At 24.8% G+C, this 21,645-nt stretch carries 25 protein-coding genes, 4 tRNA genes, 1 rRNA gene, 1 other RNA gene and 1 pseudogene; 10 read left to right on the forward strand and 22 right to left on the reverse strand.

Features of this window, described 5'->3' with window-relative positions; all coding sequences use genetic code 11:
• Positions 1–23: 23 nt before the first annotated feature.
• The 16 genes and pseudogenes from rplL to ung form a co-directional block, all read right to left on the reverse strand.
• Positions 24–395 (reverse strand): 50S ribosomal protein L7/L12, encoded by a 372-nt coding sequence (gene rplL, locus GJT87_RS01625; protein WP_168895674.1) that lies wholly within the window; start codon positions 393–395, stop codon positions 24–26.
• 52 nt (positions 396–447) lie between these two features.
• A complete protein-coding gene (gene rplJ / locus GJT87_RS01630; RefSeq protein WP_168895675.1) occupies positions 448–930 on the reverse strand; it encodes a 50S ribosomal protein L10 in 483 nt (160 codons plus the stop codon).
• Between the two features lie 132 nt (positions 931–1,062).
• Positions 1,063–1,746, reverse strand: a complete 684-nt coding sequence (gene rplA, locus GJT87_RS01635) for a 50S ribosomal protein L1 (protein ID WP_168895676.1) — start codon at positions 1,744–1,746, stop codon at positions 1,063–1,065.
• A 26-nt stretch (positions 1,747–1,772) separates the two neighbouring features.
• A complete protein-coding gene (gene rplK / locus GJT87_RS01640) occupies positions 1,773–2,207 on the reverse strand; it encodes a 50S ribosomal protein L11 (protein WP_168895677.1) in 435 nt (144 codons plus the stop codon).
• A 43-nt stretch (positions 2,208–2,250) separates the two neighbouring features.
• On the reverse strand, positions 2,251–2,796 hold the full coding sequence (nusG, locus tag GJT87_RS01645) for a transcription termination/antitermination protein NusG (protein WP_168895678.1): 546 nt from the start codon (positions 2,794–2,796) through the stop codon (positions 2,251–2,253).
• Between the two features lie 10 nt (positions 2,797–2,806).
• Positions 2,807–3,187, reverse strand: coding sequence for a preprotein translocase subunit SecE (gene secE / locus GJT87_RS01650; protein ID WP_168895679.1), 381 nt, complete (start codon positions 3,185–3,187; stop codon positions 2,807–2,809).
• Between the two features lie 161 nt (positions 3,188–3,348).
• On the reverse strand, positions 3,349–4,533 hold the full coding sequence (tuf, locus tag GJT87_RS01655) for an elongation factor Tu (RefSeq protein ID WP_168895680.1): 1,185 nt from the start codon (positions 4,531–4,533) through the stop codon (positions 3,349–3,351).
• A 59-nt stretch (positions 4,534–4,592) separates the two neighbouring features.
• Positions 4,593–6,698, reverse strand: a complete 2,106-nt coding sequence (fusA, locus tag GJT87_RS01660; protein WP_168895681.1) for an elongation factor G — start codon at positions 6,696–6,698, stop codon at positions 4,593–4,595.
• A gap of 123 nt (positions 6,699–6,821) precedes the next feature.
• Complete coding sequence (gene rpsG / locus GJT87_RS01665; RefSeq protein WP_168895682.1) at positions 6,822–7,292, reverse strand: 30S ribosomal protein S7; 471 nt, start codon at positions 7,290–7,292, stop codon at positions 6,822–6,824.
• A 37-nt stretch (positions 7,293–7,329) separates the two neighbouring features.
• Positions 7,330–7,701 (reverse strand): 30S ribosomal protein S12, encoded by a 372-nt coding sequence (gene rpsL, locus GJT87_RS01670; protein WP_168895683.1) that lies wholly within the window; start codon positions 7,699–7,701, stop codon positions 7,330–7,332.
• A gap of 77 nt (positions 7,702–7,778) precedes the next feature.
• Positions 7,779–8,081: a sulfurtransferase complex subunit TusB gene (gene tusB, locus GJT87_RS01675; RefSeq protein WP_168895684.1), complete on the reverse strand. Its 303-nt coding sequence runs from the start codon at positions 8,079–8,081 to the stop codon at positions 7,779–7,781.
• Positions 8,082–8,099: 18 nt separating this feature from the next.
• A complete protein-coding gene (tusC, locus tag GJT87_RS01680; protein WP_168895685.1) occupies positions 8,100–8,462 on the reverse strand; it encodes a sulfurtransferase complex subunit TusC in 363 nt (120 codons plus the stop codon).
• Entirely contained in the window at positions 8,462–8,848 is a 387-nt protein-coding gene (gene tusD, locus GJT87_RS01685; RefSeq protein WP_168895686.1) for a sulfurtransferase complex subunit TusD, read from the reverse strand. Before tusD ends, tusC begins: the two co-directional genes overlap by 1 nt.
• Positions 8,849–8,960: 112 nt before the next feature.
• On the reverse strand, positions 8,961–10,109 hold the full coding sequence (gene fkpA, locus GJT87_RS01690; protein ID WP_168895687.1) for an FKBP-type peptidyl-prolyl cis-trans isomerase: 1,149 nt from the start codon (positions 10,107–10,109) through the stop codon (positions 8,961–8,963).
• A 129-nt stretch (positions 10,110–10,238) separates the two neighbouring features.
• On the reverse strand, positions 10,239–11,360 hold the full coding sequence (gene asd, locus GJT87_RS01695; protein ID WP_211080595.1) for an aspartate-semialdehyde dehydrogenase: 1,122 nt from the start codon (positions 11,358–11,360) through the stop codon (positions 10,239–10,241).
• Positions 11,361–11,496: 136 nt separating this feature from the next.
• A pseudogene (ung, locus tag GJT87_RS01700) lies at positions 11,497–12,135 on the reverse strand (uracil-DNA glycosylase); the annotation flags it as partial.
• A 177-nt stretch (positions 12,136–12,312) separates the two neighbouring features.
• Between ung and rpsF the strand changes: the two are divergent.
• The 10 genes from rpsF to trpS all read left to right on the forward strand — a co-directional run bounded on the left by rpsF (position 12,313) and on the right by trpS (position 20,283).
• Positions 12,313–12,669: a 30S ribosomal protein S6 gene (gene rpsF, locus GJT87_RS01705; RefSeq protein ID WP_168895689.1), complete on the forward strand. Its 357-nt coding sequence runs from the start codon at positions 12,313–12,315 to the stop codon at positions 12,667–12,669.
• Between the two features lie 66 nt (positions 12,670–12,735).
• Complete coding sequence (rpsR, locus tag GJT87_RS01710; protein WP_168895690.1) at positions 12,736–12,963, forward strand: 30S ribosomal protein S18; 228 nt, start codon at positions 12,736–12,738, stop codon at positions 12,961–12,963.
• A gap of 16 nt (positions 12,964–12,979) precedes the next feature.
• A complete protein-coding gene (gene rplI, locus GJT87_RS01715) occupies positions 12,980–13,435 on the forward strand; it encodes a 50S ribosomal protein L9 (RefSeq protein WP_168895691.1) in 456 nt (151 codons plus the stop codon).
• 60 nt (positions 13,436–13,495) lie between these two features.
• An RNA gene (ffs, locus tag GJT87_RS01720) (signal recognition particle sRNA small type) lies at positions 13,496–13,592 on the forward strand.
• Positions 13,593–13,647: 55 nt separating this feature from the next.
• On the forward strand, positions 13,648–14,748 hold the full coding sequence (gene dnaX / locus GJT87_RS01725; protein ID WP_168895692.1) for a DNA polymerase III subunit gamma/tau: 1,101 nt from the start codon (positions 13,648–13,650) through the stop codon (positions 14,746–14,748).
• A gap of 81 nt (positions 14,749–14,829) precedes the next feature.
• Positions 14,830–16,713: a molecular chaperone HtpG gene (htpG, locus tag GJT87_RS01730; protein ID WP_168895693.1), complete on the forward strand. Its 1,884-nt coding sequence runs from the start codon at positions 14,830–14,832 to the stop codon at positions 16,711–16,713.
• Between the two features lie 190 nt (positions 16,714–16,903).
• Positions 16,904–17,434 (forward strand): shikimate kinase AroK, encoded by a 531-nt coding sequence (gene aroK, locus GJT87_RS01735; protein WP_168895694.1) that lies wholly within the window; start codon positions 16,904–16,906, stop codon positions 17,432–17,434.
• A 31-nt stretch (positions 17,435–17,465) separates the two neighbouring features.
• Positions 17,466–18,554 (forward strand): 3-dehydroquinate synthase, encoded by a 1,089-nt coding sequence (aroB, locus tag GJT87_RS01740; protein ID WP_246213246.1) that lies wholly within the window; start codon positions 17,466–17,468, stop codon positions 18,552–18,554.
• 40 nt (positions 18,555–18,594) lie between these two features.
• A complete protein-coding gene (gene rpe / locus GJT87_RS01745; RefSeq protein ID WP_168895695.1) occupies positions 18,595–19,266 on the forward strand; it encodes a ribulose-phosphate 3-epimerase in 672 nt (223 codons plus the stop codon).
• 21 nt (positions 19,267–19,287) lie between these two features.
• Positions 19,288–20,283: a tryptophan--tRNA ligase gene (gene trpS / locus GJT87_RS01750; protein WP_168895696.1), complete on the forward strand. Its 996-nt coding sequence runs from the start codon at positions 19,288–19,290 to the stop codon at positions 20,281–20,283.
• 31 nt (positions 20,284–20,314) lie between these two features.
• On the opposite strand, the gene GJT87_RS01755 is transcribed toward trpS, so the two are convergent.
• From GJT87_RS01755 to rrf, 6 genes are all read right to left on the reverse strand, one after another.
• The gene (locus GJT87_RS01755; protein WP_168895795.1) at positions 20,315–20,953 is read right to left on the reverse strand and encodes a cyclic nucleotide-binding domain-containing protein; all 639 of its coding nucleotides are present in this window, start codon (positions 20,951–20,953) and stop codon (positions 20,315–20,317) included.
• Between the two features lie 99 nt (positions 20,954–21,052).
• Positions 21,053–21,128 (reverse strand) — tRNA-Thr (locus tag GJT87_RS01760).
• 24 nt (positions 21,129–21,152) lie between these two features.
• Positions 21,153–21,227: transfer RNA gene (locus GJT87_RS01765), tRNA-Gly, on the reverse strand.
• 21 nt (positions 21,228–21,248) lie between these two features.
• Positions 21,249–21,330: transfer RNA gene (locus tag GJT87_RS01770), tRNA-Tyr, on the reverse strand.
• Between the two features lie 25 nt (positions 21,331–21,355).
• Positions 21,356–21,428: transfer RNA gene (locus tag GJT87_RS01775), tRNA-Thr, on the reverse strand.
• 81 nt (positions 21,429–21,509) lie between these two features.
• Positions 21,510–21,625 (reverse strand): 5S ribosomal RNA (gene rrf, locus GJT87_RS01780).
• Positions 21,626–21,645 lie beyond the last annotated feature (20 nt).

A 21,645-nucleotide genomic window follows, 5' to 3' on the forward strand; every position in this document is an offset into this window, starting at 1 on the left:
TGTATAAAATTAAATATATTAATTTATTTAATTTCTATTTCTGCACCAGCATTTTTTAATATTGTTTCTAGTTCTGTGACTTCTGTTTTACTAATAGCTTCTTTTAATATAACAGGAGCAGATTCTACTAAATCTTTTGCTTCTTTTAAACCTAAATTCATAATACTTCTTACTGCTTTAATTACAGAAATTTTATTCTTGCCTATATTAGTAAGATAAATATTAAATTCTGTTTTTTCTTCTACAACTTTTTCTTTAGTACTACTATTAGTAGTATTTAAATAATTAGCTGTGGATACATCAAATTTTTTTTCCATTAACTTAACTAATTCCATAATATCCATTACAGACATTGATTCAATTTCTTGTATTATTTGTTCTTTGGTAATTGACATAATAATGATTCCTAATATAGGATAAAATTTTTATGTAAATGTATTAATAAATTTATTTTTTATTTTTAATCATTATTAATACATACACTAGACGTTCGATAGTAATAAATTTAATAGTTTTTAATAAAAAACATATTGCTTCTGAATATGTTGGTAAATTAGCTAAAATATCAATATTATCATATAATTTGTTATTAAAAACAGCAGCTTTAATTTTAAAATTATTATATTTATTTGAGAAATCTTTAAATAACCGTGCAGCTGTACCAGGATGTTTAAAAGAATAACCAACTAATATAGATCCACATATCTTATTTTCTAAAGATTTAAAAGCACTATTTTGTATAATAAGTTTTAATAAACTATTTTTGATAACATGAATTATTACATTATTTTCTCGACATTTTTTTCGTAAAATTGTCAAATTATTAACATTAACGCTAGTAAAATTAACTATAACTATAGATATAGCACTTTTATTAATTTTTTGAAATTTTGCAACAATCGTTTTTTTTTGAGTAATATTTAATGACATTAGATTATTGCGCTCCTAGATGTATGGTATATATTTATTATTTATAAAATTTAATAGTATATCAATGTGATTAAATTTTTATGAAAAATGTTCATTATAACAAAAAATAAACATTCGTAAAGTATAAAAACACTAATAATTATTTATACAATCTGTTGTAATATCAATAGCAATGCCCATGGTAGTAGATAAATATATTTTATGGATAAAATTACCTTTTATATTATTAGGTTTATTTTTTTTTATTGTTTTTAAAAAACATAATATATTTTGTTTAATAAAATTATTATCAAAATTTATTTTACCTATACTAACATGTATTATGCCATTTTTATCATTACGAAAATTTACTTGTCCTTTCTTAATTTTAATAATAGTATCGTATATGTTGTTAGTAATCGTACCTAATTTAGGATTCGGCATAAGGCCTTTAGGACCTAATATTGTYGCTAATTTACTCACGATATGCATCGTATCAGGAGTAGCAATAACAGTATTAATTTTTTTTATTATTATTCTTTTGCTAATTTTAGTTGCTAAATCTTCCATGCCAATATATTCAGCACCAGCTTGTTTTGCTTGTATTGCATCTTCTCCTGTAGCAAACACAGCTACATATTTTTTTTGTCCATTATGATATGGTAATATCACATTACCACGTATATTTTGTTCTGTCTTTTTAGGATCAATACCTAACATAATAACTAAATCTATACTTTCAATAAACTTTACTATACTCATTTTTTTTAGATGAATAATAGCATCTTCTAATACAGCTTGTGTTAATTTACTTTTTTGTGTGTAAAGTGCAGACATGCGCTTTGTGTATCTAACCATATATTTTATTCCTTTGTCTCCACAACTATCCCCATAGATAATGCTGTTCCTTCTATGGAACGCATTATAGCATTTATATCTGCTCCAGTCATATCAACAGATTTATATTGTGCGATATCATGTATTTGCGCGTGTGTAATAGTACCAATATTTTCTGTTTTAGGTTTATTAGCACCTTTTTTTATATCTAATATTTTTTTTATCATGACTGATGCAGGTGAAGTTTTAGTTATAAAAGTAAAAGATTTATCTATATAAATAGTAATAATCACGGGTATAGGCATACCTTTTTCTAAATTTTTAGTTCGCGTATTAAATATTTTACAAAATTCCATAATATTAACTCCGTGCTGTCCTAGTGCCGGTCCAATGGGCGGGCTAGGATTAGCTATTCCTGCAGGAATTTGTAATTTTACATAGGTTTTAATTTTTTTTGCCATATTACATATTTCCTTTTATATTAAAATATATTAAATATAATTATTATCCTTTTTCTACTTGACTAAAATTTAAATCTACTGGAGTAGAACGTCCAAAAATAGAAACTGAAACTTTTAAACGACTTTTTTCATAATCTACTTCCTCGACCACACCATTAAAATCTGCAAATGGTCCATCATTTACTCTAATCATCTCACCAGGCTCAAATAATGTCTTTGGTCTAGGTTTATTACCAATTTGCTGCAAACGATTAATGATTATATCTACTTCTTTATCACTAATAGGTGCTGGATTATCCGATACACCTCCTATAAAACCTAAAACTTTAGGTATATTACGCACTAAATGCCAACTAGTTTCTTTCATAATCATATTAACTAATATGTATCCTGGAAAAAATTTACGATCACTTCTATATTTTTGTCCATTACGTATTTCTATAATAGCCTCAGTCGGAACTAAAATTTCTCCAAAAAAATCTTCCATTTTATGTATTTTAATATATTCTCGCAATGATTGAGCTACACGACTTTCAAAACCAGAACGTGCTTGTATAACATACCATTTTTTTTGACAAGACCGAAACATATAATAAACCTCATCTAATTAAAAAAGATATTAAATAAATTAAGGAATAATCTAACAACCAGAGAATCATAGAAATTATCACAGTTACTATAAATACAATAAATGTCATTTGTAAAGTTTCTATATATGTCGGCCAAAAAATTTTTTGTACTTCTATAATAGATTTTTTTATAAATATGGAAATTGTTTTACATTTTTTAGTAGATAAAATAACATAACCCATACATATCATTAATACACTAACTAAAAGATCACGAAATATCTCTTGTATATTTTGATATATATAATTATATATTATAATTAATACTAACAATACTATACTAATAGTCCATTTTATATATTCGATTATATATGCAGCTATATGTCTCTTATTAAAACCTAAAAAATTCATTTTAGATTAACCAATAAAATAAATTAATAGAATTACTATGTAATAATATGTAAATTATAAACAATATTTGCTGTTTAATAAACATATATAACATAATAATTTTTTTTAAAAGGGAAATTTTATATTAAATTCCCTTATATTAACTAATAAGTTATCAATAATTATTCTATAATTTTTGTTACTACTCCTGCACCTACAGTATGTCCGCCTTCACGAATAGCAAAACGCAAACCATCAGACATAGCTATAGGATGTATTAATGTTACGTTCATGTGTATATTATCTCCCGGCATAACCATTTCTATTTCTTTAGGTAATTCTATAGTACCAGTTACATCTGTTGTTCTAAAATAAAATTGTGGACGATAACCTTTAAAAAAAGCTGTATGTCGTCCACCTTCATCTTTAGTTAAGATATACACTTCAGCTTCAAATTTTATATGTGGTTTTATGGAACCTGGTTTAGCTAAAACTTGACCTCTTTCAATATCTTCTCTTTTGACACCTCTTAATAAAATACCAACATTTTCTCCAGCTCTTCCTTCATCTAATAATTTACGAAACATTTCTACACCCGTACAAGTAGATTTTGTTGTTTTTTTAATACCTACAATTTCTACTTCTTCACCTACTTTAATAATACCGCGTTCAATTCTACCAGTAACTACTGTTCCTCTGCCAGAAATAGAAAACACATCTTCAATTGGTAATAAAAATGGTTGCTGTATGGCTCTAACTGGTTCTGGAATATAATCATCTAAACATTTTGCTAATTCAACAATTTTTTTACTCCAATAAAGATCTCCTTCTAAAGCTTTTAATGCTGATCCATGAATAATAGGAGTAGTTTCGCCTGGAAAATCATATTGTGATAACAAATCACGTACTTCCATTTCTACTAATTCTAATAATTCTGCATCATCTACCATATCACATTTATTTAAAAAGACTATAATATATGGCACGCCTACTTGTCGTGCTAATAAAATATGTTCTCTTGTTTGGGGCATTGGTCCATCAGTAGCTGCAACAACTAATATTGCTCCGTCCATTTGAGCAGCTCCTGTAATCATATTTTTAATATAATCTGCATGTCCTGGACAATCTACATGAGCATAATGCCTTTTTTTAGTATCATATTCGACATGAGAAGTATTAATAGTAATTCCTCTTTCTTTTTCTTCAGGAGCATTATCAATTTGTTCAAATGATTTTGCAGAGCCGCCGTATTTTTTTGATAAAACTGTTGTAATAGCAGCTGTTAATGTTGTTTTACCATGATCAACATGTCCTATAGTACCAACATTGATATGTGGTTTAGAACGTTCAAACTTTTCTTTAGCCATAAATAAATTCCCTAATTATTAGGTTGTTGATTAAAAAATTTATTAAAATGATATATTTATCATATGTTTTTTGTTTCTATAATATTTTTTACAATATTATGTGGTGTTTCGGTATATTTTAAAAATTCCATGGTATAAGAAGCTCTTCCTTGCGTATACGATCTTAAATTAGTAGCATATCCAAACATTTCTGATAATGGAACACAAGCACGTATAATATGGCTATTAGCAATATGTCGCATGCCTTCTATTATGCCTCTCCTACGGTTTAAATCTCCAATAACATCACCCATATATTCTTCTGGAGTATCAACTTCTACTATCATAATAGGTTCTAATAGTACAGGATTAGCTTGTTTAAACGCAATTTTAAATGCTATAGATGCAGCTAATTTAAATGCTAACTCTGACGAATCTACATCATGATATGAACCAAAATGTAATCTTATTGCTATATTAACTACTGGATACCCAGCCATTGGACCAGATTTTAGTTGTTCTTGTATACTTTTATCTATCGCTGTAATATACTCACTAGGTATTACACCACCTTTTATATCATTAGTAAACAAATAACTAGCATTATTTTTATTGGATTCTAATGGCGATATATCTATGACAACATGACCGTATTGTCCCCGACCTCCTGTTTGTTTAATATATTTACCTTCTATATTATAAACATTGCTTTTAATGGTTTCACGATAAGATACTTGTGGTTTGCCTATATTGGCAGAAACATTAAATTCTCTTTTCATCCTATCTACAATAATTTCTAAATGTAATTCTCCCATACCCGCAATAATCGTTTGATTTGTTTCTTTATCTATCCAAGTTCTTAAAGAAGGATCTTCTTTAATTAATCTATTTAACGCTAAACCCATCTTTTCTTGATCTATTTTAGTTTTTGGTTCTATAGCAATAGAAATTACAGGTTCTGGAAACTCCATTTTTTCTAAAATAATATTATTTTGTATATCGCATAAAGTATCACCTGTAGTAACATTTCTTAAACCAATAGCAGCAGCAATATCACCAGAATAAACTTTTTTAATTTCTTCTCTTTTATTAGCATGCATTTGCACTAATCTACCAATGCGTTCTTTTTGTTTTTTAATAGAATTTAAAATAACATCTCCACTATTAACTGTACCAGAATACACTCTAAAAAAAGTTAAATTACCGACAAAAGGATCGTTAGCAATTTTGAATGCTAATGCCGCAAATGGTTCCTTATCATGTGTTTTACGTATTAAATTTTGTTTTGTAGATACATCTTGAATAGGCGGTATATCCATAGGAGAAGGTAAATAATCAATAATAGCATCTAATAAAGATTGTACGCCTTTATTTTTAAAAGCAGATCCACATGTGATTAAAGTAATTTCATTGTTTAATACTCTTGTTCTTAGTGCAGTTTTAATTTCTTTTTCTGTAATATCATTATTATTAAAATATTTTTCCATTAAATTATCATTTGTTTCTACTGCTGCTTCTATAAGTTTTTGACGCCAAAATTGAAATAATTTTGTCATATTTTTTGGTATTATATCGTAATAACAATTTATACCATATTTTTTTTCATCCCAATACATTGCTTTCATTTTAATTAAATCAATGATACCTGTAAAATTATCTTCGGAACCAATAGGTATTTGTAATGGTATTGCAATCGTAGATAAATTATTTTTTATTTGTTCTATAACATTAAAAAAATTAGCTCCTATACGATCCATTTTATTTACAAATGCAATTCTAGGTACTTTATATTTATTAGCTTGTTTCCATACAGTTTCAGATTGAGGTTGTACACCGCCAACTGCACAGTAAATCATTACAACACCATCTAATATTCTCATAGATCTTTCAACTTCTATAGTAAAATCAACATGTCCTGGAGTATCAATAATATTAATTCTATGCATATTATATTGATTAAACATTCCTGACCAAAATGCTGTAGTTGCGGCAGATGTTATAGTAATACCTCTTTCTTGTTCTTGTTCCATCCAATCCATAGTTGCTGCGCCATCATGAACTTCACCTATTTTGTGATTAACCCCAGTATAAAATAAAATTCTCTCGGTAGTGGTGGTTTTACCCGCATCAATATGCGCACTAATGCCAATATTACGATATTGTGTGATAGGAGTAGTACGACTCATATGAAACCTCTGATTATAATATATAAAACATAAAGATCAATTTTTCATATTAACATGGTAAAATAATATATATTTTATATTTAAAATTTCTATTCATAACTTATATGCAATAAGGTATGATAATTACCATCTATAATGTGCAAAGGCTTTATTTGCTTCTGCCATACGATGTACTTCTTCTTTCTTTTTAATTGCATTGCCTTTTTTATTTATTGCATCAAACATTTCATATGCTAATTTTAAAATCATAGATTTTTCATTACGTTTTCTAGCTGCATATACTAGCCATTTCATAGCAAGAGTATTTCTTCTAGTAGGTCGTACTTCTACTGGTACTTGATATGTAGAACCGCCTACTCTTCTAGATTTAACTTCTACTATAGGTTTAATATTTTCTAAGACATGATTAAAAACATCTAAAATACTCATAGATCTTTTTTCAGAAACTATTTTTAATGCAGAATATACAATATTTGTTGCTACAGATTTTTTACCATGTAACATAATAATATTAATAAATTTTGATAATAATTCTGAGGAAAATATTGAATCAGGTACAATTTTTCTTTGACTAATAATACGTCTACGAGGCATAATATGTCTTCCATATTTATTATATTAAATTAAAATATCATTTAGTTTGTTTAACACCATATTTTGAACGACCTTTTTTACGATTTTTTACTCCTGAACAATCTAATGTTCCTCTAATAGTATGATAACGCACACCTGGTAAATCTTTTACTCTGCCTCCTCTAATTAAAACTACAGAATGCTCTTGTAAATTATGACCTTCACCAGCAATATAGGATGTTACTTCATAACCATTTGTTAAACGTACTCTACATACTTTACGTAATGCAGAATTAGGTTTTTTAGGAGTTGTAGTATATACTTTTGTACATACACCACGTTTTTGAGGACAAGAATTTAGAGCCGGGACATTACTTTTTGTTTTTTTTCTAGTTCTAGGTTTACGTACTAACTGATTAATTGTTACCATTAAATAAAGTCCTACCGTATATTATGATAAAGTTATTATATAATGTATATTTTAATTATGTATATGTATTTTTAACATTATGACCATAATATTTGCTGTTTATGTTTAATAGTTAAGCTAACAAATTTGTTGTAATCTATAATAATAATTTCTTTACTAAAATTATTTAATAATCCTCTAGCTGTAATATCATCGTGTATAGCAAATATGGATATTTTTTTTTGAGATTTAATTTGTTTTATCTTTTTATGAAAAAAACTATTAGATAAACCTGCTAAAATACCATCTTGTATTAAGATAAGATCATCATTTTTATTTAAAATATCTAATAATATAATAAAATTACAATGTAATGGTGAATTTGATAAAATATACAACATAATAACACTATTTATTTGTTAAAAATTCATAATAATATTATAATGATTAATATATTTATTCCATACATTAGGCTGTATATATTTTACAGGTATCACCCAATTATCTATATGATCACTAATTCCTAACATATTCATTGATTTTTCACATACAAAAAATTTCTTTATATTACATAATAATAGCATTTTAAATGTTAAACTTTTATTAGGTAAAAAAATATTTCTTGATTTTTGTTGTGATTTAATTTGCAAAATACCATCAGATATAAAAAATAATGCTATATCCTCAATAAATGAGGATATAGAAATAATAACATCCAGTCCTTCTTGTCCAGAATTATTACCATATGGTGCTTTAGAAAAAATAATAGCTACATTATTCATTAAAATTGTACAAAACGATCACAAGATAATATAAAATTTGTTAATGTTACTAAATTAGTAATTTTAAAATTGTTATTTATTAACATAAAATTTTCATTTTGTTTATATAAAATTTTTTCACATTCCAAACCTCTTTGAACTAGAGATTTTACACATATAAATAATTCTATACTATATTTTATACTTAATTCTATCCATAACTGTGTCAAACTTAATCTGCCTTTAATAATAAAGTTGTTATTAGCGTTATATACACCATCACAATAAAAAAATATGTTTTTTAAACAATGTTTTCCTTGCAGTAATAATGCTTTAGCAAAACAATATGCAGAATAAGCATTCTGTGTATTAAATGGCGCTTTTGTTACTAACAGCACAAAAGTCATATAAAGTACCTTATGAAGATTAAATATCAACAAGCCAAAAGATAAAAATTATGTTATACAATATCATTAATAATGTTATTTATTATTTTTTTTGTTATAAAAAATTTCATTTTTAATGTGATTTTTTTACTATGTTTTTACTATGTTTGTGTTTCGCAACATTAGCATGAAGTAATTTTTTATGTGTTATATGATGTTTATTATGATGTTGTTTATGGTTAAAAGAACTAACATTATATTTAAAATCTAATAATTCAATATCAAAAATAAGTGTAGAATTCACAGGTATGCCAGTAATTACATCATGATTATAAGCTAAATTATATGGAATCACTAATGTTATTTTCCCGCCTTTACCAATAAGTCTTAATCCTTCTTGCCAGCCAGGTATTGTTTTATGTAAATCAATAATTAATGGTTGTTTGCGAATATAAGTATTATCAACTTCAACACCATTAATTAATTTACCAATATAATGAACTTTGACAAATATTTTTCCTTTTTTAGGAAGTTGTAATTTGCCTTTTCTATATATTTTGTATACAAGACCAGTACGTGTTTTTTTGTATTTTTTATTTTTAATTAATTGATTAACAAACTTTTTACCTGTAACTATATTTACTTTAGATTGATTTTTTACAAAATTATCTGTAGAATTTTTTACATCAGATTCAAATTTTTGTAAAACTCTTTGTATTTCTTTTTCAGGTATTAATAATTTTTTGTGTTCTAAAATATCCTGTATACCACGTAATACATATTTTTTATTTAAAACAATGTTTAGTTTTTGTTGTTCATCAAAAGAATCTTGTAAATATTGTCCAAAAGAAACACCTAATGCATATGATACTTTTTGTTCTTCGCTTTGTATGTCTAGATCTTCTTCGTTAAAATTACTACTATAACTACTATTAATATTATTAGTTGGAACAGAATTTACTAAATCATTACCTTGCTTATTAAAAGATTCTGTATTGATAATATTTGTTGAACCAACAAAATGATTTTTTAAAGTTTTTTCTAACTTCTCATCATGAGCAGTATCATCTTGATGTTCTATTGTATTATCTAATTTATCATCTACAATTGTATTTGTTGTTTTTTGTGATAATTCTAAATTATCTTTTTTAGGATGAGTGTCTGTAGGTTTGGTTTTACTACTCCACCAACTGATATTTTTTAAAGCAGATGCTTTTAACATAGGTACATTTAAACTCACAGTTAAAATCAATACAACTAATATTGATAACTTTTTATTCAAAAATCGCATTGTCTACTCCAAAATAAAATTATAAAATTTCTATGTATATAAATAAGATAAACTATTATCTTATTTATAAAATATTACTTATAAACAATGGAAAAAACAAGATAAAAATATACTAATTTTTTAAAATATATTTATTAATAATTTGAATATTCTTCTTAATGGTTCAGCTGCCCCCCATAATAATTGATCCCCTACTGTAAATGCAGAAAAACAATACTTATCTATATTTAATTTTTTTATTCTACCAATTGCTATATTTAATGTATTATTTGTAGCTTGCGGCGTTAAATATTTTTTTGTATTTTCATAATCATTAGGAATAATTTTTACCCATTTATTATGTGATTGAAGAAATGTAGTAATATTATTAATTGATAGTTCTTTTTTTAATTTAATCATAAAAGATTGGCTATGAGAACGTAATGTAGGCACTCTAACACATATCCCATCTATAGGTATAATAAATTTATTATCTAATATTTTATTTGTTTCAAATTGGCCTTTCCATTCCTCTTTAGTTTGACCATTATTCATTTTTTGATCAATCCATGGAATTACATTATTAATCAATGGGATGGTTAAATGTTTTTTAGGAAATAATTTATTTTCCATAACATTAGCAATTTTTCTTTCTAATGTTAAAATATTTAACGTATTATCATTAATAATATTATGTATATTATCATTAATAAATTTGTTTTGTAATAATAATTCTTGTATAAATTTAGCACCTGCGCCTGATATTGCTTGATATGTAGAAACAAAAACCCATTCAATCATATTTTGTTTAAATAATTCTCCTAATGCCATTAACATTAAACTTACAGTGCAATTACCTCCTACAAAAGTTTTAATACCCATATCTATTTTTTTCTTAATTACATGTAAATTAATTGGATCTAATACAATACATGAGTTAGGAAATGGACGTAAATATGATGCAGCATCTATCCAATAACCTTTCCAACCATATTCATGTAATTTATGATATATAATGCGTGTATATTTACTACCTTGACAAGTAATAATTATATCTAATGATAGTAATAATTGAATATTATATGCATCTTGTAGCGTGGGATGTATATTAATATTAGCATATATAGGACATTTTTCACCTATTTGCGACGTAGTTAAAAAAAATATTTTAGTATTATAAAAATCATTTTTATATAACATTCTTTTTAGTAAAACTGATCCAACAATACCACGCCATCCTGCAAAACCTATATTTTTCATTATTTATTTTACCTTTATGGAAATATATCTATGTTAGATAGAATTAATATTTTAATATTATCCATGTATAAATATAATGCATATTTTTTATCAATAAAATCATTAAATAATTATACCTTGTACACATATATATTATCATCTATATAATAGACTTGATAAACCAATTTATAGGAATAATATTACGAGATTTTAGATAGTCATTTGCACGAGAAAAATGTTTACATCTATCAAATCCCTTATAAAAAGAAAATGGTGAAGGATGTGAAGTACATAATATGTGATGTTTGTTTTTATCAATGAAAACATTTTTCTTTTGTGCTTTTTGCCCCCACAAAAGAAAGACTATATTAGTACAGTATTTATTAATTACTTTAATAACATTATTTGTAAAAATTTCCCAACCAATATTAGCATGTGAATTTGGACGATTTTTTTCTACTGTTAGTATAGTGTTTAATAACATTACACCTTGTTTTACCCAATCTATTAAATAACCATGATTAGGTATATAAAATTTTGGTATATCATATTTTATAGCTTTATAAATATTTTTTAATGTAGGCGGAATTTTAGTTTTAGGCATAACAGAAAAAGCCAAACCATTTGCTTGATTAGTACCATGATAAGGATCTTGACCTAAAATCACTATTTTTAATTGATATAAATGTATTATATTAAATATACTGAAAATATATTTTTTAGGCGGATAAATAGTTTTGCCCTGAAAAATATCTTCATTAATTTTATGAATAATTTTTATAAAATAATCTTTTTTTTTTCTTTATGTAAAAAATGTTGCCAATTATTTTTTATCATAATACTTAACCTTTATAAATATAAAATTGTTATACATTTGTAATGCTAATATTATTAGATTGTATTATAATACATTAGTATTAAATAATAATCTTGTAGTAATAAATACTTAAAATTTTAATTAATAAGGAATATTCATGTGAAATATTATGAAATAATATTAATGATACATCCAGATCAAAGTGAAAAAATTAATAATTTTATTACAATATATAAAAATTATATTCAAGAACATCAAGGATCTATAACAAGATTAGAAGATTGGGGTAGAAGACAATTATCATATCCTATTAATAGGATGCAAAAAGCACATTATATACTCATAAATATCATKTTAAAGAATGTAAATAATATTATAAAAAAATTAGAAAAAAAATTTAAAACTAATGAATTTATTATGAGATATTTTATTATGCAAACAAAAACAAATCGTATAACTATCTCGTCTATTTTAAAAATTAAAAATGAACGACAAGCACAAAATAAAAGACTCTAGTAATTTTATAAAAATATATATTTGCATTTAATAATTATACACACATGAAATTTATAGGAATACAATATGATACGTTATTTTAGACGTCGTAAATTTTGTCGTTTTACGGCAGAGAAAATCAAAGAAATTGATTATAAAGATATACATATTTTAAAAAATTTTATTACTGAAAGCGGGAAAATAGTGCCCAGTAGAATTACGGGAACAAAAGCTAAATATCAAAGACAATTATCTAAAGCTATTAAAATTGCAAGATATTTATCTTTAATAACTTATACTGATCAACATCAATAATGAGTAATATATTATTATGCAAATTATTCTATTAGATAATTTTATAGGATTAGGTAAAAAATCTGAAATTATTAGTGTTAAGCCAGGATATGCACGAAATTATTTAATTCCTAAAAATATAGGTATATTGGCCACACAAAAAAATATACATCATTTAAAAAATAAAATACAAGATTTTCAATTTAAACAATTGCAAAGTTTTAAAAATGCAGAAATACAAGCAAAAAAAATGACGGATATAAAACATATTACTATTCAGTCTAGAGCAAGCAAAACAGGTAAACTATTTGGTTCTATTAATAAAAAACATATTGTTTTAGCTTTAAAAAATATGAATTTTAACATAGAAAAAAATATTGTTATTTTACCTAAAGGTTCTATCAAATATTTAGGAAAACATATAGTATATTTTCGGTTTCATAAAAAAATTATAGCTAAAAAAAATATTAATGTTATTAGTTATAATAAATAAAATATTAAAAATAATTATTGATTTATTTAGTATGATGTTATATCATCCATTATAGATAACGTAATTATTTTAAACAATATTATTTTTACAAACCCAGTCAGGTCTGGAAAGAAGCAGCTGTAGTAAAAACAATATGTGTTAAAAGAATAGTTGCGTTATTTTCTTTTTATAATATATTATTAAATACGTTAATAGTAATATATTTAATACATATGAATTCTCAAGTATTAGCACGTAAATGGCGTCCCCAGAATTTTGATGATATTATTGGACAAAAACATGTAGTTCAAGCAATGAAACATAGCTTAGCTACCAAGATAATACATCCATCATGGATTTTATCTGGTAGTAGAGGGATCGGTAAAACTACTTTAGCAAGAATTTTTGCGATGGGTTTAAATTGTAAAAAGGGTATTACAAATAAACCATGTAATCAATGTAATATTTGTTGCAATATTAAAAATAATACTCTTTTAGATGTTATCGAATTAGATTCCGCTTTTAAAACTAAAGTTGAAGATATTAGAGATATTTTAGATACAATCAATTATTTACCCGTGCAAAGTAGGTATAAAATATATATATTTGATGAATTTCATATGTTATCTAAACATAGCTTCAATGCTTTATTAAAAATCATAGAAGAACCACCACAACATGTAAAATTTATATTTGCTACTACTGAACTACATAAAATACCTATTACGATACAATCAAGATGCATACAATTCCATTTAAAATTAATTGAATATAATTTAATTATAAAGAAAATAAAAAATATTCTTGATTTAGAACATATATGTTTTGACATAAACATACTACCTATAATAGCTTATACCGCACAAGGAAGTATGAGAGATGCTTTGAGTTTAACAAATCAATTAATTGCTATGGGTGATTTATCTACGAAAAATTTACATACTATATTAGGTATTATTGATAGCAAACATATATACTTATTATTAAGTGCTTTAAAAAATAAGTCTAATAATAAGATTTTTGATTTAATTGATCACATACGTTCTTTTGCTGTTGATTGGGAAAATATTATTACAAGGATATTGTTATTATTACATAGTATTTTAAAAATAAAAATGTTGCATATAGAAAATAATAAAAATATTTTACACAATGTAAATATAGATATAGAAGAAATATATTATCAAAAATTATTAGATATTTTTACAATAGCAGATATTATTTTTTTAAATAAAATCTTTATTCATGGTAAAGTTAACTTATATTTATCTCCTACGCCGCAAATTGGTTTTGAACAAATTATACTAGAAGCTATTACTTATTTTAACAAATAATTGTGTAAAATATCATGTATATAAAATATTATTTTTAAGATAGAAAAACATAATTTAAATTTATTGTATAGGATTAAAGTAATGGAAAAACCAAAAACTAAACAATTTCAATCTGAAGTAAAACAATTATTACATTTAATGATACATTCTTTATATTCAAATAAAGAAATTTTTTTAAGAGAACTAATATCAAATGCTTCTGATGCAGCTGATAAATTAAAATTTGCAGCATTATCAAACAATGATTTATATGAAAATAATTCTTTATTAAAAATACAAATTCAAATTGATAAAAAAGAAAAAACATTAACTATTCATGATAATGGCATTGGAATGTCATATGATGAAGTTATTGAGAATTTAGGTACTATTGCTAAATCTGGAACTAAAGAATTTATTGAATCCATTAAAAATAACCAAAATAATATAGATAAAAATACTCAATTAATAGGACAATTTGGTGTAGGATTTTATTCTGCGTTTATTGTTGCACATGAAGTTTTAGTTAAAACAAGAGCAGCAGGTTTACCATATACGCAAGGAGTATTATGGAGTTCAAAAGGAGAAGGAGAATATAATATTACTTATTGTACAAAAAAAACACGAGGAACTAGTATCATATTAAAAATTCGTGATAATGCTAATGAATTTCTTGATACATGGCGTATTAAAAATATTATTAGTAAATATTCTAATCATATTGCTTTACCAATAGAAATTGAAACTTTTGATAAAAAATTAAAAAAAAATATTTGGGAACAGATTAATATAGCTCAAGCTTTATGGTTACGTAATAAAAATGATATTAGTGATAATGAATATAAAGAATTTTATAAACAACTAACACATGATTCTACCGATCCTTTATATTGGAGTCATAATCGAGTAGAAGGTAAACAAGAATATGTTAGTTTGTTATATATTCCCGCTAATGTCCCGTGGGATATTAGAAACCGTGATTATAAAAGTGGACTAAAATTATATGTACAACGTGTATTTATTATGGAAGATGCTGAACAATTATTACCTAAATATTTAAGATTTATACGTGGTTTAGTTGATTCTAATGATCTACCATTAAATATTTCCAGAGAAATTTTACAAAATAATACTGTAATACGTAATATGAAAACAATGTTAACAAAAAAAGTTTTAAACATGTTATTAAAAATTACAGAAACACAAGATCTATATAATACTTTTTGGAATAAATTTGGTTTGGTGATTAAAGAAGGACCTGCTGAAGATTTTAATAATAAAGATATTATCAATAAATTATTACGTTTTGCATCTACATATAATAATAATAGTCAACAAATAGTTTCATTACAAAATTATGTAGATAGAATGATCTCAGGTCAAAAAAACATATATTTTTTAACCGCAGATAATTATAATACAGCAATTAGTAGTCCGCATTTAGAATTTTTTATACAAAAAAATATTGAAGTTCTATTATTAACAGATCATATTGATGAATGGATGTTAAGTTATATTACAGAATTTTCAGGTAAAAAATTACAATCTATTAGTAAACAAGATGATTCACTTAACGAGTTAATTAATAAAGATAATAAAAAAGATACTGTAAAACTAGAAAAACAATTTCAACCTCTTTTAGAAAAAATACAGAAAATATTAGGTGAAAAAATTAAAAAAGTATCTTTAACAAATAGATTACTTAATACGCCTGCTATTGTAACTACAGATACAAATGAAATGAGCACGCAAATGGCAAAATTATTTGCTGCAGCTGGACAAAAAACACCAGAAATTAAATATAATTTTGAAATTAATCCACATCATATTTTAATTAAAAAAAGTTTAAATATTACTGATGAAAATAATTTAAATAAATTTATTAATTTATTATTAGAAGAAGCAATTTTAGCAGAAAAAGGTACATTAGATAATCCTAATCAATTTATTAAAAATATAAATTATTTTTTATCTTTATCCATGTAATATATTATATTATAATGTAATTTAATATTTCTTTGATAAGATAATATAATTATTATCTTATCTTAGAAACTTAAGAGAAATAGTTATATAACATATTATATGTTAATAGTAATAACTACTATTGTCAAAAACGTTATTATAACTTAATGTTAAATATATTTTAACTAACTTATTAAATAATAGAGATAAAATGGCAGAAAAAAGAAATATATTTTTAATAGGACCTATGGGCGCTGGTAAAAGTACTATTGGACGACAATTAGCTTATTTATTAAATATGGATTTTTTCGATTCTGATCAAGAAATTGAGCGTCGTACTGGTGCAGATATTAGTTGGGTTTTTGATGTTGAAGGAGAAATAGGTTTTAGACAAAGAGAAAAAAAAATTATTGATGAAGTTACTCATAAACAAGGTATTATTTTAGCAACTGGTGGAGGTTCAATTTTATTAAAAGAAACAAGAAAAATATTATCTTCTAGAGGAATTGTGATATATTTAACTACAACTATAGAACAACAAGTAAATAGAACAAAAAGAGATAAAAAACGTCCTTTATTACATAAACAAAAAGATATAATATCACAAAAAAAATTTTTTCAAACTTTAGCTAAAGATAGAAATCATTTGTATGCTAGTATAGCAGATATTACCATTGCAACAGATGAACATAGTGCTAAAATAGTTGCAAATCAATTAGTACATTTATTAGATAATATTTAAATATATTATAAATATTTTAAGGATTACAAATATGTATTCTTTAATGGTATCAACACAAAAACACCAATATCCTGTACACATAGGTTTTAATTTATTTAATAAACAAGAATCATTTAGTTCTTTAACAAAAAATTGTCCAGTAGTAATTATAACTAATGATACTATTTTTAATTTATATTTTATAAAATTTACTAAACAACTAAATTCAATGAACATAAAAAGTAATTATGTTCTTATACCAGAAGGAGAGCAATACAAAACATTAGACACTCTAAATATCATTTTTACATATTTATTAAAAAATAATTATAATAGAGATATTATATTAATTAGTTTAGGAGGAGGTGTTGTTGGCGATATTACTGGATTAGCTGCCTCTTTATATCAAAGAGGTATAAAATTTATACAAGTACCTACTACTCTATTAGCACAAGTAGATGCTGCTATTGGAGGAAAAACAGCAGTAAACCATGTTTTAGGGAAAAACATGATAGGTAGGTTTTACTCACCTATAGCAGTAATTAGTAATTTAGATTGTTTATATAGTTTATCTAAAAGGGAATTTATCTCTGGAATGTCTGAAGTCATCAAATATGGTATTATCTTAGATAAATTTTTTTTTAATTGGTTGGAAAAAAATGTAATTAAAATATTAAATTTATGTCCTAAAGAAATTAATTATTGTATAAAAAAATGTTGTGAATTAAAAATTAAAGTAGTTACAGAAGATGAATATGAAGATAATAATCGGTCATTATTAAATTTAGGACATACTTTTGGACATGCTATAGAAGCAAAAATGAATTATACATGGTTACATGGTGAAGCTGTTTCAGTTGGTATAATTATCGCGACTTTTATTGCAGAAGAATTACAATTATTACAACATCAAGATTCTATGAGAATTATTAATATATTACAAAAATGTTCATTACCTATACGTAGTCCATTAAATATGAATGCAGAACAGTATTTAGAATATATTTATAGAGATAAAAAAATATTAAAAAATAATATACGTATTATTATTCCAATAGAAATAGGAAAAGCTATTATTTATAATATAACTGAAAACATAATTCTTAATGCTATTCGCAAATTACAAAATATAAATTTATAATCATCAACACATAAAATTAATTTGAATAAACTAAAATTATATGACTAAATGTTTAATTGCTGCATCAATTTTATCTGCTAATTTTGCTTGTTTAGGACAAGAAATTAATGATGTTATTCACGCAGGAGCTGATATTATACATTTTGATGTTATGGATAATCATTATGTCCCGAATATTACTGTAGGACCAACAGTTTTAAAAGCGATACGAAATTATGGTATTGATTCTATCATCGATGTACATTTAATGACAAAACCAGTAGATAATCTTATTATTTCTTTTGCTAAAGCAGGAGCAAATTATATTACCTTCCATCCTGAAAATACATATCATGTAGATCGTAGTATTAATTTAATCAAACAATATGGTTGTAAAGCAGGTTTAGCTTTAACTCCTACAACACCTTTAAGTTATTTAGATTATGTGTTAGAAAAAATAGATATGATTTTAATTATGGCAGTTAATCCTGGTTATGCTGGACAAAAATTTTTACCTATTATTTATAAGAAAATACAAAATATCAATAGTATAGTAAATAAACAAACGAATAAAATTTTATTGAGTGTTGATGGTGGTATTAATACGAATAATATTTCTAAAATTGTAATTTGTGGTGCTGATATATTAGTCATTGGATCATTTATTTTTAATAATACTATGTCTTACATACAAACTATTAAATGTATTAAAAAAAATATATTTATTAAATAATTTTTTTATGAGTAAAATTTTATGTTACAAAAACTAACAGTATTTAGTGGTATACAACCAACTGGTAATTTAACTATTGGTAATTATATAGGTGCTTTAAGTCAATGGGTAATGTTACAAAAACAATATTTATGTATATACTGTATAGCTGATTTACATTCTCTAACCGTGATGAAAAATGTTCAGAATGTAAACCAAAATATTTTAGATACATTGTCTATGTTATTAGCTTGTGGCATTAATCCAGAAAAAAGTATTATTTTTGCACAATCAAATGTACCACAACATACACAATTAAATTGGATTTTAAATTGTTTTGCTAAGTTTGGTGAATTAAGTAGAATGACGCAATTTAAAGAAAAATCTCATTGTAATAATACTAATGTTGTTGCTTTATTTAACTATCCCATTTTAATGGCCGCAGATATTTTATTATATGGCACACATAAAGTTCCTGTTGGTAAAGATCAAATACAACATTTAGAATTAACTCGTACTCTTGCAAAAAGATTTAATAAYATTTATGGTAATGTATTCATTGTGCCAGAAATAATCATAAGACATCATGGTAGTTGTATTATGTCTTTATCTAATCCTACAAAAAAAATGTCTAAATCAGATATAAATATAAATAATATTATTAGTTTATTAGATAATAATAAAAGTATTATATATAAAATTCAGCATGCCATCACAGATTCAGATACACCACCATTAATTAAATATGACTTGATAAACAAACCAGGAATCTCAAATTTATTAAATATATTAAGTAATATTACTAATACATCAATATTGAAACTTGAAAAAGAATTTGATGGACAGACATATCACTATTTTAAGGAATATATTATTGAGCATCTGAATTATTTTTTAAATAAATTACGTGAAAAATATTATTTTTATCGACAAGATGAAAACTACTTAAATAATATTTTATTATATGGTTCAGAAAAAGCAAAGGCAAAAGCTTCAGTCTTACTAAATAAAATTTACCATAAATTAGGTTTACAATAAAATAACAAATTATTTAGAACTAACGCGTACCCTAACGTGCACCATACACAATAATTGTTTTGCCGCGTGCAGAAATAGTGTTTTGTTGTTCTAAAATTTTTAGTTTTCTACCAACGGTTTCTCTAGAACAACCAACAATTTTACCAATTTCTTGTCTAGTAATCCTAATTTGCATCCCATCTGGATGTGTAATAGCTACCGGAGATTTTGCTAAATGCCATAAAGCTATTGTAATTCTATTAATTACATCTAAAAAAACTAAATTACCAAAATTAGTAGATATATAATTTAATTTATCCGCCATTTGTAAAGCAATTTTAATGATAATATCATTATTAATATTAATAACATGGAAAAATTTTTTATATGATATTGATGCGATTACACATTCTGTTTTTAATTGTATTGTAGTAGTGCTATGTTGATATTTTTTATTAAAAATACCTAATGTTCCAATAAAATTTCCTGTATATAAATAATATAATATTATTTCCTTGTTAATAGCCTTATTTTTTAATAAAACTATAACATTACCTTTGATAATATAAAATAAATGTTTAATAATTTGCCCTTGATGTATTAAAATTTTTTTAGCAGGATATTCGTTAATTTTACAAAAAGACAAAAACCCTTTTAATGTAGAATTATCTTTTTGTGTTTGTAGCACTATCATTTTATATATCCTTTGACCAAACAATTATTTTAAATATATTGATAAACGATAAATAACTTAATTTGATATATCATAAAATCATCTGTATTAAATATATGCTGATACCCAGATTTGAACTGGGGACCTCACTCATACCAAGAGTGTGCTCTAAAACCTTCTGAGCTATACCAGCTAATATATTTGATATTATGTTTTTTGGAGCAGACAACGGGGATCGAACCCGTATTTTTAGCTTGGAAGGCTAAAGTAATGCCTATTATACCATGTCTGCAATTTAATAATAAATAACATATGGTGGGAGTAGGATTCGAACCTACGAAGTTAAAAACGACAGATTTACAGTCTGCTCCCGTTAACCACTTGGGTATCCCACCAAAATATATATAATTATATTTATCATGCCGGTTACCGGGATCGAACTGGTGACCTACTGATTACAAGTCAGTTGCTCTACCATCTGAGCTAAACCGGCATATAATGCATGTTATTTTAAAAAAGTTTTAAAGACAACATAAACTTTATTTTCTAAATAATCATAGTATTATACTATATTCCCTAGTATTTACTTACTCTAACATAGGGAGACCCTATACTACCATCAGCACAACAATGTTTCACTTCTGAGTTCGGCATGGATTCAGGTGGTACCATTGCGTTATATATACTAGGGATAAAATAAAACAAAATTA

The organism is Enterobacteriaceae endosymbiont of Macroplea mutica (genome assembly GCF_012571345.1).
Classification (GTDB): Bacteria; Pseudomonadota; Gammaproteobacteria; order Enterobacterales; family Enterobacteriaceae.

Coding starts and splice junctions, on each gene's coding strand:
- rplL (WP_168895674.1), bottom strand. CDS start 395: ATGTCAATTACCAAAGAACAAATAATACAAGAAATTGAATCAATGTCT.
- rplJ (WP_168895675.1), bottom strand. CDS start 930: ATGTCATTAAATATTACTCAAAAAAAAACGATTGTTGCAAAATTTCAA.
- rplK (WP_168895677.1), bottom strand. CDS start 2,207: ATGGCAAAAAAAATTAAAACCTATGTAAAATTACAAATTCCTGCAGGA.
- nusG (WP_168895678.1), bottom strand. CDS start 2,796: ATGTTTCGGTCTTGTCAAAAAAAATGGTATGTTATACAAGCACGTTCT.
- secE (WP_168895679.1), bottom strand. CDS start 3,187: ATGAATTTTTTAGGTTTTAATAAGAGACATATAGCTGCATATATAATC.
- tuf (WP_168895680.1), bottom strand. CDS start 4,533: ATGGCTAAAGAAAAGTTTGAACGTTCTAAACCACATATCAATGTTGGT.
- fusA (WP_168895681.1), bottom strand. CDS start 6,698: ATGAGTCGTACTACTCCTATCACACAATATCGTAATATTGGCATTAGT.
- rpsG (WP_168895682.1), bottom strand. CDS start 7,292: ATGCCTCGTAGACGTATTATTAGTCAAAGAAAAATTGTACCTGATTCA.
- rpsL (WP_168895683.1), bottom strand. CDS start 7,701: ATGGTAACAATTAATCAGTTAGTACGTAAACCTAGAACTAGAAAAAAA.
- tusB (WP_168895684.1), bottom strand. CDS start 8,081: ATGTTGTATATTTTATCAAATTCACCATTACATTGTAATTTTATTATA.
- tusC (WP_168895685.1), bottom strand. CDS start 8,462: ATGAATAATGTAGCTATTATTTTTTCTAAAGCACCATATGGTAATAAT.
- tusD (WP_168895686.1), bottom strand. CDS start 8,848: ATGACTTTTGTGCTGTTAGTAACAAAAGCGCCATTTAATACACAGAAT.
- rpsR (WP_168895690.1), top strand. CDS start 12,736: ATGATACGTTATTTTAGACGTCGTAAATTTTGTCGTTTTACGGCAGAG.
- rplI (WP_168895691.1), top strand. CDS start 12,980: ATGCAAATTATTCTATTAGATAATTTTATAGGATTAGGTAAAAAATCT.
- dnaX (WP_168895692.1), top strand. CDS start 13,648: ATGAATTCTCAAGTATTAGCACGTAAATGGCGTCCCCAGAATTTTGAT.
- htpG (WP_168895693.1), top strand. CDS start 14,830: ATGGAAAAACCAAAAACTAAACAATTTCAATCTGAAGTAAAACAATTA.
- aroK (WP_168895694.1), top strand. CDS start 16,904: ATGGCAGAAAAAAGAAATATATTTTTAATAGGACCTATGGGCGCTGGT.
- aroB (WP_246213246.1), top strand. CDS start 17,466: ATGTATTCTTTAATGGTATCAACACAAAAACACCAATATCCTGTACAC.
- rpe (WP_168895695.1), top strand. CDS start 18,595: ATGACTAAATGTTTAATTGCTGCATCAATTTTATCTGCTAATTTTGCT.